We start from the raw sequence: 17,908 nt of genomic DNA on the forward strand, positions 1-17,908 counted from the left end.
AATACAAAGGAGCTAACATGTACCCGTTCTTTTCAAAAGTCGCATTCACACATCGTATGTACAATAACCAATTGCAAGAGGAGTTACTTCCATTCGGTATATCCGTCACGCAATGGGCGTTAATTCGTTATTTGAAAAATAACGGTTCTGCTACTTTTAGTGACGTCGCCGATTATTGGCAAGTAGAGAAGCCGGCCATAACACCCATTGCGCAAAAATTAGCCGCTCGTGAAATCATTTCGATTTCATCTGGATCAGACAAACGGCAAAAAATTATGTATCTGTCAGAGAAAGGTGAAGCGCTACATAAGACGATTATGGAAGCGACTGATCCGTTCTTGGAAGAAATATTGGAGGGCATCTCACCAGAAGAAAGAGACGCAGCAGCCACAGTACTCGAAAAAATAATCATGAACCTAAAGAGAAGAGGGTAATCAGTGAAAAAGGATAGGCTTTGGACGAAAGAGTTCGTTATTGTTTCTTTCATCAATTTTCTTTTGACACTTATGTTTTTCTTACTAATGGTTACGATTGCTTCTTATGCCAAAACAGAATTTCACGCTTCAACTAGTTCAGCAGGACTGGTTTCCAGTATCTTTATCATTGGTGCTTTGATTGGCCGATTACTCACCGGTAGAGCTATTAGTCATATTGGTACGAAAAAAACGCTTTGGATTGGGTTAGGATTTTTTGCTGTCACCTCGTTGCTTTACTTTTTTGCAGTCCATATCAGCTTTTTACTGGTCAATCGATTGCTGCAAGGGATTGCCGTTGGTATTGCCAGTACAGCAACAGGTACCATTATTGCTCAAATCTTGCCAGCGTCTCGCAAGGGTGAGGGGATTGGCTATTACAGTTTAAGTGCGATTTTAGCCACTGCGATTGGTCCTTTTCTCGGCATGATCTTATTGCGGCTTGAAAATGGTTTCACCTGGATCTTTACGATGAATGTTGTGTTTTCCCTGATTTGTTTGATGTTTTATGCCATGGCAAAAATCAATGTTCCGCTTGCTTCAGCAAATGTGAAAGAGGAAGCAAAAGGTTCTCTGCTTTCGAAATTCATCGAGCCGAAAGCCTTGCCGATTTCATTCATCGCCTTAATAATCGGCTTCAGCTATTCGGGTGTCTTGTCATTTCTATCGTTTTATGCGGAAGAAATTAATCTGTCCTCAGCTTCCAGTTATTTCTTCTTGGTGTATGCCATTGTCATTATCCTTTCGCGACCATTCTCAGGAAAGCTAATGGACGCAAGAGGGGCGAACATCGTGACATACCCAAGCCTGGTGATATTTGCGCTCGGGATGCTTCTATTCAGTCAAACCTCAACTTCCTGGATGCTGCTGCTATCTGCTGCATTGATTGGAGTAGGCTTCGGTAACTTTAACTCCATTGCCCAAACCGTAGCTGTGAAGGTAACAGCTCCGCATCGTTTTGGATTAGCAACCTCTACGTACTACATTTTGTATGATCTAGGATTAGGAATCGGGCCCTATCTGCTCGGTTTTATCGTACCGCATACAGGATATCGTACGATTTTCGTCGGGATGGTTGCCTTCATCCTTTTCAGTATCCCGCTTTATTACTGGCTACACGGAAAACGAGATCGGGAATTGATGCGTGCTGCCTAACTCATCCAAGTAAAAAAGGGGGAGTTTGGCCCCCTATAGAAGATATGCAGGCTGCCCTTAGTCGGTAGCCTGTTATTTTTTCCGCAGTCTTTTTGATACGCATGATTGTGGAAAGTTCGAGGGAAGTTTTAGTGAAAGTAGAAAAATGATAACGAACGGTTGAAAATCATAGTATACTTTTGGGTGGACATATTAATGGAAAAGTTTATGAACAAACAGATCAACTTAGAACTCACTAAGGTTAGGAGTCAACTAGAAAATGATGGAGAAAGTACACTGGCGAGATATAAAGAAGTACATAATGATCGCGACTTACACCGTATTGCTGTTTGCTGTGGTCTGGAATTTTCCTTCTGTAAAGTCATTTATCTATGAAATATTTGACTTATTAGATCCTGTGATTTATGGGATTGCCATTGCTTACATCTTGAACATTTTAATGAGATTTTATGAAGAAAGACTTTTCTCACCCCTTAACCGCGGTAACAATCGAATCTGGTTAAAAGTAAGGCGTCCTTTTTCAATCCTGTTAACGCTGGCGACTGTCCTGGTATTTTTTACATTTCTCATGTGGTTTATTGTCCCTCAGCTTCTCACGAGTATTTCCATGCTCGCGTCAAGTATTCCGAATGACATGCAATCATTAAAGGCTTTCGTCGATGGTTTTGCAGAGAGATTTAACTTGTCCGGCGATTTATGGAATACACTTATGGAGAAGTGGAATGAAATTGTAAATAAGTTCGGCCATTTTTTCCTGACTTCCATCCCTGTATTACTGACGTATACGAAAATGTTTACTGTTAGCTTTATCGATGTCATCATGGGGCTGATGTTGTCCGTCTATTTGCTCCTCTATAAGGAAAAGTTGACGCTCATTGCGAAAAAACTCGTTTATGCCTATTCGTCAAAAGCAAAGGCGGATCGGGCTGTAGAAATTGGACAAATCACCAATCGAGCTTTTAGTGGCTTTATCTCAGGCCAGCTAACAGAGGCTCTCATTCTTGGCGGGCTTTGTTTTGTGGGGATGTGGGCGTTTAACATGCCGTATGCACTGCTTGTGAGTGTGATCATTGGTGTAACGAGCATCATTCCGATTTTTGGTGCTTATATCGGGACGATTCCGAGTGCCTTTATTATTTTAATGATCGATCCAGTGAAGGCTATTTGGTTCCTTGTCTTTATTCTTGTCTTGCAGCAAATCGAAGGTAATTTTATCTATCCAAGAGTGGTAGGTAATTCAATCGGATTGGATGGCTTATGGGTGATAGCAGCCTTATTGGTTGGGGGAGCATTGTTCGGGTTGATGGGAATGCTGCTAGGAATCCCTGCCTTTGCCGTCGTATATACCCTCGTCAGAAGCACGACAAATAAGCGACTGAAGGACAAGAATATTATCCTGAAAGAATAGGTGTCCACCGTTTCAATTCCTCAATGAAATCGTAAATCTAAAGGCTCACACTTTCGAATGAAACCAGAAAGTGTGAGCCTTTTTTGCAGGGATTGAAGAGTGGTTTGGGTAAAAAGTAGCACAATTAACAAAAAATACCTAATTTTTAACTGATTTCCAAAACACTCTCTGTTATAATGAATAACAGTTTCTCAAACAGGTGCATATGAATACGTTATTCTGCTGGATTGTAAGGAGGTGTGCAGGCCAGCACATTAGTTTTCAGGTAATGTATTTTTTCCATTCGAATTGGTCAGGATTCATGTCCTGATTCCATTAGTCTAGAGTACCAGCGCACATGTTTCGACCAAAAAGTGGAAAGTGACTTTTGTCCTGAAAACCGCTTTGAGCAAACAGGGAATTATCCCCATTGTGAAAAAATGTAAAATCGAGGAGAATTTGTAGGTGAAAATTGGTTCATGACCATAGTAATATAGAAATGGTTAATACTTACAAAAAAGATACAAAAACCCACATATTTTGTTACATTTGGCCATTATATTAAATGGTGTTGATGAGGGAGTTTCCCATGTGATCCATTCGTCACTGAGGCTTCATCTTCAGATTTAGCGGACCATTTCCTTGCAGTTTCGTTTACCTGTTTGGCCATCACATTGTATTGTCACACTTCATGATAGACAAAAGTTTGCCAATTATCGGAGGGGACACATGTTGGGAAATCATACCAATCTCATCGACTTGGAGCGGGAAAAAGAACAGGTAGCCTTGTTTAATGATACAAAGGCTGAATATCCACAGGATAAGTCGATTCATCAGTTGTTCGAGGAACAGGCAGAAGCTGTGCCACACCGAGTTGCCATCGTTTATGAAAATGAGCGATTAACTTACCAGGAGCTCAACAGGAAGGCTAACCAATTAGCAAGAGCACTGATCGAAAAAGGGATAACAACAGATAGCATCGTCGGTGTGATGATGGAGAAATCCATTGAAAATGTGATAGCTATTCTGGCCATCCTCAAGGCTGGCGGAGCGTATGTTCCCATCGATATCGAATATCCCCGAGATCGGATTCAATATATCCTGCAAGACAGTCAAACCAAAATCGTCATCACCCAGAAAAACGTCAGTAACCTTGTTTATGACGTCGGATACCGTGGTCCTGTAGTCGTACTCGAGGAAGAACAGCTGGATTCTCGCTCGGATTCCAATCTTCACTTGCCAAGCAAACCTACTGATATGGCGTATGTCATCTATACTTCAGGCACAACTGGCAAGCCGAAAGGAACCATGCTGGAGCATAAAGGGATCGCTAATTTGCAATCATTCTTTCAAAATACGTTCGGTGTAACACCTGCAGACAGGATTGGACAGTTTGCTAGCATGTCTTTTGACGCATCGGTATGGGAAATGTTCATGGCTTTACTAACCGGTGCCAGCCTCTACATCCTTTCCAAACAGACGATTCATGATTTCATCAGTTTTGAAAACTATTTGAATAAAAATGAATTGACCATCATCACGTTGCCACCCACTTATTTGACTCACCTCAACCCAGATCATTTTACAACACTTCGCATCATGATTACGGCAGGTTCAGCTGCTAACTTCCCTTTAGTAAATAGATGGAAAAATAAAGTTAGGTACGTGAATGCATACGGACCTACGGAAACAAGCATTTGCGCGACCATATGGGAAGCACCTTCCAATGTGCTCCTCAACCAAACGATCCCAATCGGTAAACCGATTCAAAATACGTACGCTTATATTGTCAATGAAGAGCTACAATTGCAGCCAATTGGCAGTGAAGGCGAATTATGCATAGGTGGAGTAGGCTTAGCCAGAGGATACTGGAATCGTCCAGATTTGACCGCCGAAAAATTTGTAGATAATCCGTTTGTTCCAGGAGAGAAGATGTATAGGACAGGTGACCTGGCCAAATGGCTGCCGAATGGAGAAATCGAGTTTCTCGGCAGAATCGACCATCAGGTGAAAATCAGGGGTCATCGGATTGAGTTGGGAGAAATCGAGTCCGTTTTGCTGAAACATGAACAAATAAAAGAGGCAGTGGTAATCGCTAGGGAAGACCAACACGATCAACCCTATTTGTGCGCTTACTATATTTCGCAACTGGAAGTAACTCCTGCGCAGATCAGAGAATTTGCCGCTCAAAAGCTACCTGCGTACATGCTTCCTTCTTATTTCGTGAAGCTGGATAAAATGCCGCTCACGCCGAATGACAAAATTGATCGCAAAGCATTGCCAGAACCTGATGTTACTGCTGAGACAAATCCTGCTTACGAACCTCCCAGAAATCAGACAGAATCGATTCTCGCAACCGTTTGGCAAGAGGTATTGGGAATCGAGAAAATTGGAATTCGCGATAATTTTTATTCACTTGGTGGGGATTCCATTCAAGCGATCCAGGTCGCTGCTCGTTTGCATGCCTATCAACTAAAACTAGACACGAAAGATTTGCTGAATTACCCGACAATTTCGCAGGTTGCTCTCTATGTCAAAAGTACGACGAGGAGAAGCGAGCAGGGAATCATCGAAGGTCCTGTTACCTTAACGCCCATACAACAATGGTTCTTTGAAAAGAACTTTACAAATATGTTTCATTGGAATCAATCGTATGTGTTGTATCGTGAGCAGGGATTTGAGCCTGAAGCCATCCGTAAGGCCTTAGATAAAATCCTTTCGCATCATGACGCGCTACGCATGGTCTATCGGAACGAGAATGGGAGAATCGTTCAACAGAATCGTGGATTGGGTAGCGAATTATACCAATTCCTTCAATATGATCTGACCTCGCATTCGGATGTCCAGCAAGCAATCGAAGAAGAGACGAAACGTTTGCATAGCAGCATGAATTTAGAAGAGGGACAGTTGGTAAAGGCAGCGCTGTTTCATACGCTCCAAGGCGATCATTTGTTTTTGGCCATCCATCATTTAGTCGTGGATGGAATCTCTTGGCGCATTCTGTTTGAGGATCTAGCAACTGCCTACAGTCAAGTTCTAGCAGGAAAAGAAATCATTCTCCCAGAAAAAACGGATTCTTTTAAAAATTGGGCAGTATGGCTGAACGAGTATGCAAATAGTGATGAGTTGGTGAGAGAAATCCCGTATTGGGAGAATCTTGAATCAGAAGCTAGGCATGCTTCCCTTCCGAAAGACTATGAAACGAATGGCTGCAAACAGAAGAGTATCCGCAACATACAGGTCGGATTGTTAGCAGAGGAATCCGAACAATTGTTGAAGCAGGCTAATTCTGCTTATCAAACAGAAATTAATGATTTGTTACTGGCAGCGTTGGGGCTGGCCGTTGCAGAGTGGAGCAGGCTTGACCAAATCGTGATTAATCTGGAAGGGCACGGACGCGAGGATGTGATCGAACACGCTAACGTGACAAGAACAATCGGATGGTTTACGTCCCAATATCCAGTTTTACTAGATTTGAGTCAAATGAATCACTTACCTGAACATATCAAATGCACGAAAGAAAACTTGAGGAAGATCCCCAATAAAGGCATTGGCTATGAAATTTTAAAATATATGACAGAACCGGAAAAACGACGTTCCTTGTCCTATTCCTTGTCTCCCGAAGTGACGTTTAACTACTTGGGTCAATTTGACTCAGGCCTTAACAACGAATTGTTTACCCGTTCTCCGTATAGTTCAGGTAACTCGCTCGGTGCTGATGGAAAGAACAATCTGAGTCCCGATTCCGAGATTTATACCGCCTTGAATATTACAGGAAGAATGGAAGGTGGAGAGCTTCTCATCACGTTTACTTACAGCGAGGAGCAGTTTAGAGAAGAGTCCATTCATCAACTGAGTGAGAGCTATCGAAAACATCTCCGGGCGATCATCACTCATTGCTTGCAGAAAAAAGAAGTCGAACGGACTCCCAGTGACTTTAGTATGAAAGGACTTCAAATGGAAGAAATGGACGACATCTTTGAATTACTTGCCAATACACTTAACTAAATAAGCGCTTGCTAATATTTTGTGGGCAAAAACATGTTCTTGACTTACATTATTATGAAAATATGACAAATACAGTTGATATCGAGGTGCCGGAATGAGTGTTTTTAGCAAAGAACAAGTACAAGATATGTATTTATTGACGCCCATGCAAGAGGGAATGTTATTTCACGCCTTGCTAGATGAAGAACATAATTCTCATCTTGTACAGATGTCCATTTCGATTCAGGGCGATCTTGATGTTGGTTTGTTTACCAATAGCTTGCATGTGCTGGTAGAGAGATATGATGTGTTCCGCACGCTGTTTCTCTATGAAAAAATAAAGCAGCCTTTGCAGGTTGTCTTGAAGGAACGACCCATTCCCATCCTATTTTGCGATTTAACTGCATACGACGAGCAAGAAAAGCAGCATCGCTACACACAATACAAAAGGAATGACCAAGAGAAAACCTTTCATCTGGCGAAAGATTCGTTGATGAGAGTGGCTATTTTCCAAATGACGGAGAGCGAATTCCAAATCATCTGGAGCTTTCATCACATACTCATGGATGGTTGGTGCTTTAGCATTATTTTTGATGACCTGCTTTCCGTCTATTTATCCTTAAAGAACGGGGCTCCAATTGCCCTCGATCCGGTGCAGCCATACAGCCAATTTATTCGTTGGCTGGAAAAGCAAGATAAAGAGGCTGCTCTCGCATATTGGAGAGACTATCTGGGACAATTTGAACAGCAAACTTCCTTGCCGAAGTTTGGGAAGTCTTCTAGCAATGCCTTTCTACCTGCTCAATATCGTTTTGTGCTGGACAGCATGCTGACGCAGCAGCTTTCTGCGATCGCAAGTCAAAATCAAGTGACATTGCCGACTGTGATTCAAACCTTATGGGGGATTCTCCTCCAATCCTATAACGCTACGAATGATGTGCTATTCGGTTCTGTTGTATCCGGGCGACCAACTGAAATCATCGGAATCGACAAAATGGTTGGGTTGTTCATCAATACCATTCCATTCCGCATTCAAGCGAAAAACGATCAAACCTTTGCCGACTTGATACAGGCTGTGCACCAAAGAACACTGCAATCCCAGTCATATGAGCATGTGCCTTTGTACGATATTCAAAACGATTCCGTATTGAAGCAAGATTTGATCGATCACCTGATGGTCATCGAAAACTATCCGTTGGTTGAGGCCTTGCAGAAAAAGGCCTCGACACAGCAAGTAGGCTTTACTATTTCTGATGTCGAGATGTTTGAGCCTACCAATTATGACATGACTGTCATGGTAATGCCCAAAGAAGAGATTGCGATGCGGTTTGATTATAATGCTGCTGTTTTCGATGAAGCCTTTATCCAAAAAATGGCTGGACATCTCAATCAGATTGCGGCTTGCGTGGCAAACAATCCGAAGGTCACGATTCAACAGGTTACCTTGCTGACAGAAGCTGAAAAACAACAGCTAATGGACAGAAACCTCGATACTTCAGCAGCTTATCCAACAAAAACCATGCACGAGCTCTTTATGGAACAGGTGGAAAGGACACCCGATCAGGTTGCTGTCATATTCGGAGAACAGCAGTTGACGTATCGGGAGCTAGATGAAAAGTCCAATCAGCTCGCCAGATTTTTGAGAGGAAAAGGGATTGCTGCAGACAGTCTGGTTGGTACGATGATGGATCGCTCCATCGAGATGATTGTAGGAATTCTTGGGGTTTTGAAAGCCGGTGGTGCGTTTGTACCGATTGATCCAGAACTGCCAGAAGAACGAATTGCCTACATGCTCGAGCATAGCGGGATTCAATTGGTAGTGACCCAGCATCATCTACTAGAGAAAGTCACTACTTCTACTGAAAAAATAGATATCAGCGCTCCAGCCATCTGGGAAGAGAGTAGTGCATCTGTCGAAACGATCAATCATCCAGATGACTTGTTTTATATTATCTACACTTCAGGAACGACAGGGAAACCAAAAGGCGTCATGCTTGAGCATAAAAACATGGCAAATCTGATGCACTTTACGTTTACCAAGACCAACATCGATTTTCATGAAAAAGTATTGCAGTATACCACATGCAGCTTTGATGTTTGCTACCAGGAGATTTTCTCCACGCTGCTTTCCGGGGGACAGCTCTATCTCATCACGAATGAGATGAGACGTCATGTAGAAAAACTGTTTGCCTTTATCCAGGAAAAACAGATCAGCATTTTGTCCCTCCCTGTATCCTTCTTGAAATTTATCTTTAACGAAAAAGATTATGCGCAAAGCTTCCCGCGTTGCGTCAAGCACATTATCACAGCCGGGGAACAGCTCGTCGTCACTCATGAGCTACAGAAATATCTGCGGAACCATCATGTATTTTTACACAATCATTACGGGCCATCGGAGACACATGTGGTAACCACCTACACGATGGACCCAAGCATGGATATTCCAGAGCTGCCACCAATCGGAAAACCGATCAGTAACACAGGCATTTATATCCTGGATGAAAAGCTGCAGATGAAACCAAACGGTATTGTTGGGGAACTGTATATCTCTGGTGCGAACGTAGGGCGAGGGTATTTGCACAATCCAGAGCTGACTGCGGAGAAGTTTCTCGAGAACCCGTATCAATCAGGAGAAAGAATGTATCGAACGGGTGATCTCGCTCGTTGGCTGCCAGATGGCAATATCGAGTTTTTAGGGCGAATCGACCATCAGGTAAAAATCAGGGGTCATCGTATCGAGCTGGGAGAGATTGAATCGCACTTGCTCAACCACGCATTGATTAAGGAAGCCGTGGTCATCGATAGAACGGATGAGACAGGCGGAAAGTATTTGTGCGCCTATGTCGTTTTGACAGACGAAGTCAGTAACGAGGAGCTGCGTGCTTACTTATCACGAACGCTGCCAGAGTATATGATCCCTTCCTTCTTTATGAACTTGGAGCGGATTCCGGTCACACCTAATGGAAAAACAGATAGAAGAGCCTTGCCCGTACCTGAGGGGAATGCTTTTACGGGAGCGGATTACCTCGCTCCGACAACCGAACTGGAACAGAAAATGGCAGCCATATGGGAAAACGTACTCGGCGTGTCCCCGATTGGCATTCGGGATAATTTTTTCACACTGGGGGGTCATTCGCTAAAGGCGATTCATCTCATTTCCCGGATGCAAAAAGACTGCCAAGCAGATGTTCCGCTTCGCGTGTTGTTTGATAGACCAACCATTCAAGAAATCGCCAAGTATGTGGAAGGTGAAGAGGAAGGAACGTATCTCGCTATTCCGCGGGTCGTCATGCAAGAGCACTATCCTGTATCCTCAGCGCAAAAACGCATGCTGATTTTAAACCAGCTCGATCCGGATAGTACGGTGTACAATCTGCCCGTTGTGACGGTACTCGATGGGGAATTGAATGTGCAGCAGCTGGAGTATGCCATTTCCAATCTGGTGAGTCGTCATGAATCGCTGCGAACCTCCTTCCATACCATCAACGGTGAGCTGGTTCAACGCATCCATCAGGAATGCAAACTGCCAATCACTTACATGGAAGCGGCAGAAGAACGTTTGAATCAAGTCATCACGGATTTCATGCGTCCGTTTGATTTGGAAAAGGCTCCATTAAGTCGGGTTGGACTGGTCAAACTGGGAGAGCGGCGCCATGTCATGATCATCGATATGCACCATATCATCTCAGACGGAGTGTCTTCGCAAATCATCCTGAACGATCTTGCACAGCTCTATCAAGACAAATCCTTGCCAGAGCAACGCATTCAATATAAAGACTTCGCGGATTGGGAAAAGGGTCTGGCACAGACAGACGAATACAGAAAACAGGAAGCGTTTTGGACCGAGCGATTCGCTGGTGAAATTCCTGTTTTGAATCTGCCTTTGGACTACTCTCGACCGTCTGTTCAAAGTTTTGAGGGGATACGTTATTCATTCCGCACAGAAAAACAGCTGCTAGATGGCTTGCAACGAGTGGCGGCCGATACGGGGACTACGCTCTACATGGTGCTCATGGCAGCCTATCATGTTTTACTCGCAAAATACTCCGGGCAAGAAGACATGGTAGTCGGAACCGTGACAGCTGGAAGAACGCACCCTGACACCGAAAGCATAACGGGTATGTTCGTCAACACGCTGGCAATGAGAAATCAGCCGGTGGCAACCAAAAGCTTCAAGCAATTTTTACGAGAAGTGAAGGACAATACACTCGCTGCATTTGAGCATGGGGAATACCCGTTTGAGGAACTCGTTGAAAAGCTGGCGGTCAATCGAAATCGAAGCCGCAATCCATTGTTTGACACCTTGTTCATTTTGCAAAACATGGATGCCGATCCGATCAAGATCGAAGGCATGACAGTGACACCTTTCGTGCCAGAGGGCAAAATGGCGAAATTCGATTTGTCGCTCGAAGCAACCCAAAACCATGCAGGTCTCATGTTCTGCTTCGAATTTTGCACCAAGCTGTTCAAGCAGGAGACCATCGAACGAATGTCGCGTCATTACATCCAAATCTTGCAACAAGTCATCACGAACACGGACTTGGCTCTCTATCAGATGGAGATGCTCACCGAGCAAGAAAAGCAGGAATTGCTGGTCCATTTCAATGACACATTCAAGCCTGTTGAGTTGGAAAGCACACTTCCACAGCTATTTGAAGAACAAGTACTGAAAACCCCTGATCAAATCGCGCTAGTTTGCGGGGACAAACAGTTGACATATCTGGAGCTCAATAAGAAAGCCAATCAGCTTGCTCGTACATTACGGAAAAAAGGAGTAAAGGCTGACGAACGAGTTGGGATTATGACAAATCGTTCCTTGGAGATGGTGATCGGAATCCTCGCCATTCTCAAGGCTGGCGGAGCATACGTGCCTATCGATCCAGAATATCCGAATGATCGCATTGCTTACATGCTCGAAGATTGCGAAGCTCGTTTGCTGCTTTCCCAAGAGCATCTTGGAACAAAGGTTGTTGCTGGAGTGGAATGCCTGTATCTGGAGGATACGAGTAACTATTCTCGGATCACCACAAATCTTGACCCGATTCATACGGCTACCAATTTGGCTTATATCATTTACACATCGGGTACGACAGGTAGGCCAAAAGGCGTTATGGTGGAGCACCGCGGTATTGTCAACAGTGTGACGTGGAACAAAGAAGAGTTTACCTTATCTGTCCATGACAGAGGTTTGTTGGCTCTATCCTTTGCCTTTGATGGTTTTGTCCTTACCTTCTTTGCGTTGATTCTATCCGGTTCAACTGTTGTCTTGACGAAGGATGAAGAAGCCAAAGATCCGATAGCGCTCAAAAACCTGATCTCAACATGGAGTTGCAGCTACACGTTATGCGTGCCAAGTTTGTTCCAAGCGATCTTGGAATGCAGCACCACCGATGAGATCAGTCCGATGAAAATGGCCGTGCTCGGGGGAGAAAAGCTATCACCGAAGTTAGTTGAGATGTGCAAAGAGATGAATCCGCAGATGATTGCAGTCAATGCGTACGGTCCGACAGAAAGCAGTGTTATCGCCACCTATCTGTGCGATACGCTCCCGGATGCTCCGATCACCATTGGACGGCCAATAGCAAACACAAGCATATACATCGTGGACCATTCGCACCAGCTGCTACCAATCGGTGTAGTGGGAGAGATATGTATAGGCGGACTCGGTTTGGCACGCGGATATTGGAACAAACCGGAACTTACCGAAGAGAAGTTTGTTTCCAATCCATTTGAGCCAGGTGAACGCATGTACAAGACGGGTGACCTTGGCAGATGGCTCCCTGACGGCACGATTGAATTCGCAGGACGCCTGGATGAACAAGTAAAAGTGAGAGGATACCGGATTGAGATTGGGGAGATAGAATCGGTTCTTCTCAGCTATGAAACGACAAATGAAGCGATTGTCGTTGCTTATCAGGATGGAAGCGGAGACGCGTATCTGACTGCCTATTTCACCGGAAAAGACAACATCTCGGAAGCGGCGCTTCGAACACATCTATCTCAAGAACTGCCAGCGTATATGGTACCGACCTATCTCGTTCAACTGGATGCTTTCCCGCTCACGCCAAATGGCAAGATCGATCGCAAAGCACTGCCGAAGCCTGAAGGAAAGCCTACAACAGGTGTGGAGTATGTCGCGCCTGCTAATGAAGTAGAGGCAACACTGGCAAAGATTTGGGAAAACGTCCTTGGCATCTCCGGTATCGGAGTGATGGATAACTTTTTTGAGCTGGGTGGACATTCTTTAAAAGCTATGACGATAGTGGCGCATGTGCATCGGGAGTTTCAAACCGATCTTCCTTTGAAGCATTTCTTTGAACAGCCCACCGTTCGAGCCTTGTCCAGTCTGATAGCAAACAGTGAGAATGCGCCAGAGGCATCGATTCAACCAGCAGAACCACAAGATTACTACCCGGTATCATCTGCCCAACAGCGGATGTACGTGCTCCATCAGTTGGAAGGCGCGGGTATCAGCTACAATACGCCTGGGATGATCATGCTAGAGGGTCAACTGGATCGGGATCAATTGGTGCATGCACTGCAAGCATTGGTAGATCGTCACGAAATCTGGAGAACCTCCTTTGAGATGGTAGGAGATCAGCTAGTCCAAAAAATTCATGACCACGTGAAAGTGGAAATGGAGTATCAGCGTGCAGAAGAAGATCAGATCGATGAAATTTTCCATGCGTTTGTCCGTCCATTTGATCTGGTTGTTCCGCCACTGCTGCGCATGGGGCTCGTGCAAATCTCGGATGAACGTCATCTTCTCTTGTATGACATGCATCATATTGCTTCGGACGCCTCGTCTATCACGATTATTTTCAATGAATTGGCGGAATTGTACCAAGGCAGACAATTACCGGAGCTGCGTATCCAATACAAAGACTTTTCTGTCTGGCAAAAAGGCTTTAACGAGTCAGATGACTTCAAAAAGCAGGAAGAATATTGGCGCCATGCGTTTGAGGGGCATAACACTGTCTTGGAGATTCCGACAGATTTTCCACGCCCAGCTGTGAAAAGCTTTGAGGGTGATCAAATCGTACTTGCTACCGATAGACCTCTGCTGGAAGCTTTACACGCGCTGGCTGCGGAAACGAAAACGACAATGTTTATGGTTTTGCTAGCCGCCTACAATTTGCTGCTTTCGAAGTATACGGCGCAGGATGATATCGTTGTCGGAACGCCAATCTCCGGCAAGACACGCGCTGAGCTCGAACCGATTGTCGGTATGTTCGTCAATACGCTAGCAATCAGAAACAAACCGACAGCAGAGAAGACCTTCAAGGAGTTTCTGATGGAAGTCAAGCAGAATGCCCTGGATGCCTATGATCATCAGGATTATCCGTTGGAGAGTCTGGTTGAAAAGATTGGCATTCAACGTGATCCGGGACGCAATCCACTTTTTGATACCATGTTCATTCTGCAAACCGACGAACTGTACCAAAAAAGACTGGGTCAACTGACCTATCATCCCTATGAATCGACGAGCACGCTTGCTATTTCAAAGTTCGACCTGTCTTTTCACCTGACTGAACGGGAAACAGACCTGTTGCTGCGACTGGAGTACAGCACCAAGCTGTTTAGAAGAGACACCGTAGACAGAATGTCGCGTCATTTCATGCAAATTCTACGAAATGTTACGGCAGAACCTGATAAGCAACTTCAAGCAATTGAGATGCTAACGGCAGAAGAAAAGCAGTTGTTGCTGGTGGAGTTCAATCATACAGACAGAGAGTACACGGAAAACCAGACCATACAACAGCTCTTTGAGGAACTGGCAGCAAATACGCCTGATCAAACGGCCGTTGTATTTGAAGAGAATCAGATGACGTACCAAGAGCTCAATGAAAGAGCGAACCAGCTAGCCACCGTATTGCGTGAAAGAGGAGTAGGGCCATCGCAAATCGTCGTCATGATGGTAGAACGTTCCTTGGAAATGGCCATTGCCACACTCGCCATTTTAAAAGCTGGCGGCGCCTTTTTGCCGGTCGATCCGGATTATCCCGAGGAAAGAATCCGGTACATGATCGAGGACAGTCAAGCGAAGCACGTGCTAACTCATAATCATCTGACCCACAAGGTGTCCAGTCAGGCAGAAATTATCGATTTGGACGACGCAGGGAGCTATTCGTCGCATACAGACAATCTGCTTTGCATCAACAAGCCGTCTGATCTTGCCTATATCATTTACACGTCCGGTACCACTGGCAATCCAAAGGGCGTCATGCTGGAGCACAAAGGAGCGGCCAATCTGCAAGCGGTGTTCAGGAATCAACTTGGCGTAACGCCACAAGATCGGCCAGGGCATTTTGCAAGTATCTCTTTTGACGCATCGGTGTGGGATATGTTTATTGCTCTTTTGACAGGAGCGAGCTTGTATATCATCTCCCGCGATACGATCAATGATTTCCGCAAATTTGAGGAATACGTCTACAAAAACGGAATTACTATTCTCACGTTGCCGCCGACGTATGCCATTTATCTTGAGCCTGACCGTATGCCGTCATTGCGCATCCTGATTACTGCTGGATCGGCAGCATCTACCGCATTGGTAGAGCAATGGAAAGAGAAAGTGACCTATATCAATGGCTACGGCCCGACAGAGAGTACGGTTTGCGCGACACTCTGGAAAGCTTTGCCGCATGAACCAGTTAGTCAGAGCATTACGATTGGCAAACCTATTCAGAATACGAAGCTGTTCATCGTGGATGAACAAATGCAATTGAAGACAGTCGGTCAAATAGGTGAATTGTGCATCAGCGGAGTGTCGCTCGCGAGAGGATATTGGAATCGACCAGAATTGACGGCTGAAAAATTCGTCAATAATCCGTTTGTGCCAGGAGAGAAGATGTATCGCACTGGGGATCTGGCCAAATGGCTTCCAGACGGAAATATCGAGTATCTCGGCAGAATCGATCATCAAGTGAAGGTGCGCGGTCATCGGGTAGAGCTGGGCGAAGTCGAGAGTGTTCTGTTGCGATTTGAGACGATTATTGAGGCAGCAGCCATCACACATTTGGATGACAAGGGGCAACCTTACCTGTGCGCATACTATGTAGCTGATGGGGAAGTAAGTCCGGCTCAACTGCGAGAATTCATGGGAAAAGAATTGCCAAATTATATGGTTCCCTCCTTCTTTGTTCAGTTGGATAAAATGCCGTTGACACCAAATGACAAAATTGACCGTAAAGCATTGCCGAAGCCAAGCCACGAAGAGAAATCGGGCAGAGAATATGAAGCACCGCAAAACGAACTGGAACATTTACTTGCAACGACCTGGGCAGAGGTATTGGGAATTCAGCAAGTGGGAATGAAAGACAACTTCTTTGAATTGGGCGGAGATTCCATCAAAGCCATTCAGGTATCCACGCGATTGCACGCATCAGGGTGGACGCTGGCAATGAAGGAACTGTTCCAATATCCGACCATTGAACAAGTTGCTGCCCATGTCATACCGAACACTAGAGAGAGTGATCAGGGAGTAGTAGAAGGCGAGATTGGCTTGACGCCCATCCAGAAGTGGTTCTTCGAATGCAATTTCACTGACCGTCATCACTGGAATCAGGCTGTCATGCTGTTCCGAGAGGATGGCTTTGATCCGGGACTTGTTCAGCAGGCGTTCTACAAAATCGTCGAGCACCACGATGCGTTGCGCATGATATACAAACTGGAGAATGAGACAATCACGCAAATCAATCGAGCGCTGACAGGTGAGCGATTCCGCTTCCATTCGTATGACTTGAAAGATCATGCAAATAGCGCAGCTCGTATTTTGGAGTTGTCTGATCATATCCAAAGCAGTATCGATTTGGAACAGGGACCACTCGTCCACTTGGCACTCTTCTCCACAACTGAAGGGGACCATTTACTAATTGCCATTCATCATCTGGTCGTGGATGGTGTCTCATGGCGCATCTTGTTTGAAGATTTTTCATCTGCCTATTCGCAGGCTCTCCACAATCAGGAGATCGTCTTGCCGAAAAAGACAGATTCATTCAAGGATTGGTCGGCTCAATTGCAAGATTATGCAGAGAGTGACGAGCTTTTACGTGAAGCTGCGTATTGGCACAACCTCGAGAGCGTGACCACGGCAGAAAAGTTGCCAACCGATTTTGTTACAGCAGATCGTAAACAAAAGCACACCCGTACAGCGAAGATCGAGTTGACAGCTCAAGAGACAGAAAACCTTTTACGTCACGTTCATCATGCCTATCACACCGAAATAAATGACCTGTTGCTGACTGCGTTGGGATTAACCGTGAAAGAGTGGGCAAATACCAACTACGCTGTCATCAACCTGGAAGGTCACGGTCGCGAAGATATTCAGAATGAAATGAATGTGACCAGAACGATTGGGTGGTTCACATCCCAGTTCCCTGTCGTGCTTGATATGGAAAAATCAAAGGACTTGTCATACCAAATCAAGCAAATCAAAGAGGGCTTACGCCATATTCCGAAAAAAGGAATTGGCTACGAGATTTTACGCACGATGACGGCGGATAAGCTGCGTCCATCCCTGCAATTTAGCCTGCAACCGGAAATCAGCTTTAACTACCTCGGACAATTTGATTCGGATGTAAAATCAGGCGGACTTACTTTCTCGCCACTTGGTACGGGTCAGCTTTTCAGTCCAGAATCGGAGAGAGCATTCTTGTTGGATATTTCCGGCATGATCGAGGATGGAAAGCTCCAGATCAGTTTTGGTTACAGCAGTCTCCAGTATAAGGAAGAAACCATTTTGAAATTGGCAGACAGCTATCGGAATCACTTGCTCAGCATTATTGGGCATTGCATGTCAAAAGAAAATGGAGAATTGACCCCGAGCGATCTCGGAGATGATGACCTTTCCATGGAAGAACTGGAGAACATCCTGGAATTAATCTAATCAGGCGACATAAGAAATGCT

General features: G+C 44.9%; 5 protein-coding genes. All 5 read left to right on the forward strand.

Annotated features, from left to right (window positions below; translation table 11 throughout):
* The first annotated feature begins 17 nt into the window (after positions 1-17).
* The 5 genes from HP398_RS03145 (at position 18) to tycB (ending at position 17,887) form a co-directional block, all read left to right on the forward strand.
* Positions 18-434, forward strand: a complete 417-nt coding sequence (locus HP398_RS03145) for a MarR family winged helix-turn-helix transcriptional regulator (protein WP_017248468.1) — start codon at positions 18-20, stop codon at positions 432-434.
* 3 nt (positions 435-437) lie between these two features.
* Positions 438-1,628, forward strand: a complete 1,191-nt coding sequence (locus HP398_RS03150; RefSeq protein ID WP_017248469.1) for an MFS transporter — start codon at positions 438-440, stop codon at positions 1,626-1,628.
* A gap of 259 nt (positions 1,629-1,887) precedes the next feature.
* Positions 1,888-3,036, forward strand: coding sequence for an AI-2E family transporter (locus HP398_RS03155; protein WP_017248470.1), 1,149 nt, complete (start codon positions 1,888-1,890; stop codon positions 3,034-3,036).
* 708 nt (positions 3,037-3,744) lie between these two features.
* Positions 3,745-7,023: a tyrocidine non-ribosomal peptide synthetase TycA gene (gene tycA, locus HP398_RS03160; RefSeq protein ID WP_173621802.1), complete on the forward strand. Its 3,279-nt coding sequence runs from the start codon at positions 3,745-3,747 to the stop codon at positions 7,021-7,023.
* A gap of 94 nt (positions 7,024-7,117) precedes the next feature.
* A complete protein-coding gene (tycB, locus tag HP398_RS03165) occupies positions 7,118-17,887 on the forward strand; it encodes a tyrocidine non-ribosomal peptide synthetase TycB (RefSeq protein WP_173621803.1) in 10,770 nt (3,589 codons plus the stop codon).
* Positions 17,888-17,908: the final 21 nt, after the last annotated feature.

The organism is Brevibacillus sp. HB1.4B (genome assembly GCF_013284285.1).
Taxonomy (GTDB): Bacteria; Bacillota; Bacilli; order Brevibacillales; family Brevibacillaceae; genus Brevibacillus; species Brevibacillus porteri.

Bases quoted from the DNA above. Each gene is read 5' to 3' on its own strand.
- tycB (WP_173621803.1), top strand. From the start codon at position 7,118: ATGAGTGTTTTTAGCAAAGAACAAGTACAAGATATGTATTTATTGACG.
- HP398_RS03155 (WP_017248470.1), top strand. From the start codon at position 1,888: ATGATGGAGAAAGTACACTGGCGAGATATAAAGAAGTACATAATGATC.
- tycA (WP_173621802.1), top strand. From the start codon at position 3,745: ATGTTGGGAAATCATACCAATCTCATCGACTTGGAGCGGGAAAAAGAA.
- HP398_RS03145 (WP_017248468.1), top strand. From the start codon at position 18: ATGTACCCGTTCTTTTCAAAAGTCGCATTCACACATCGTATGTACAAT.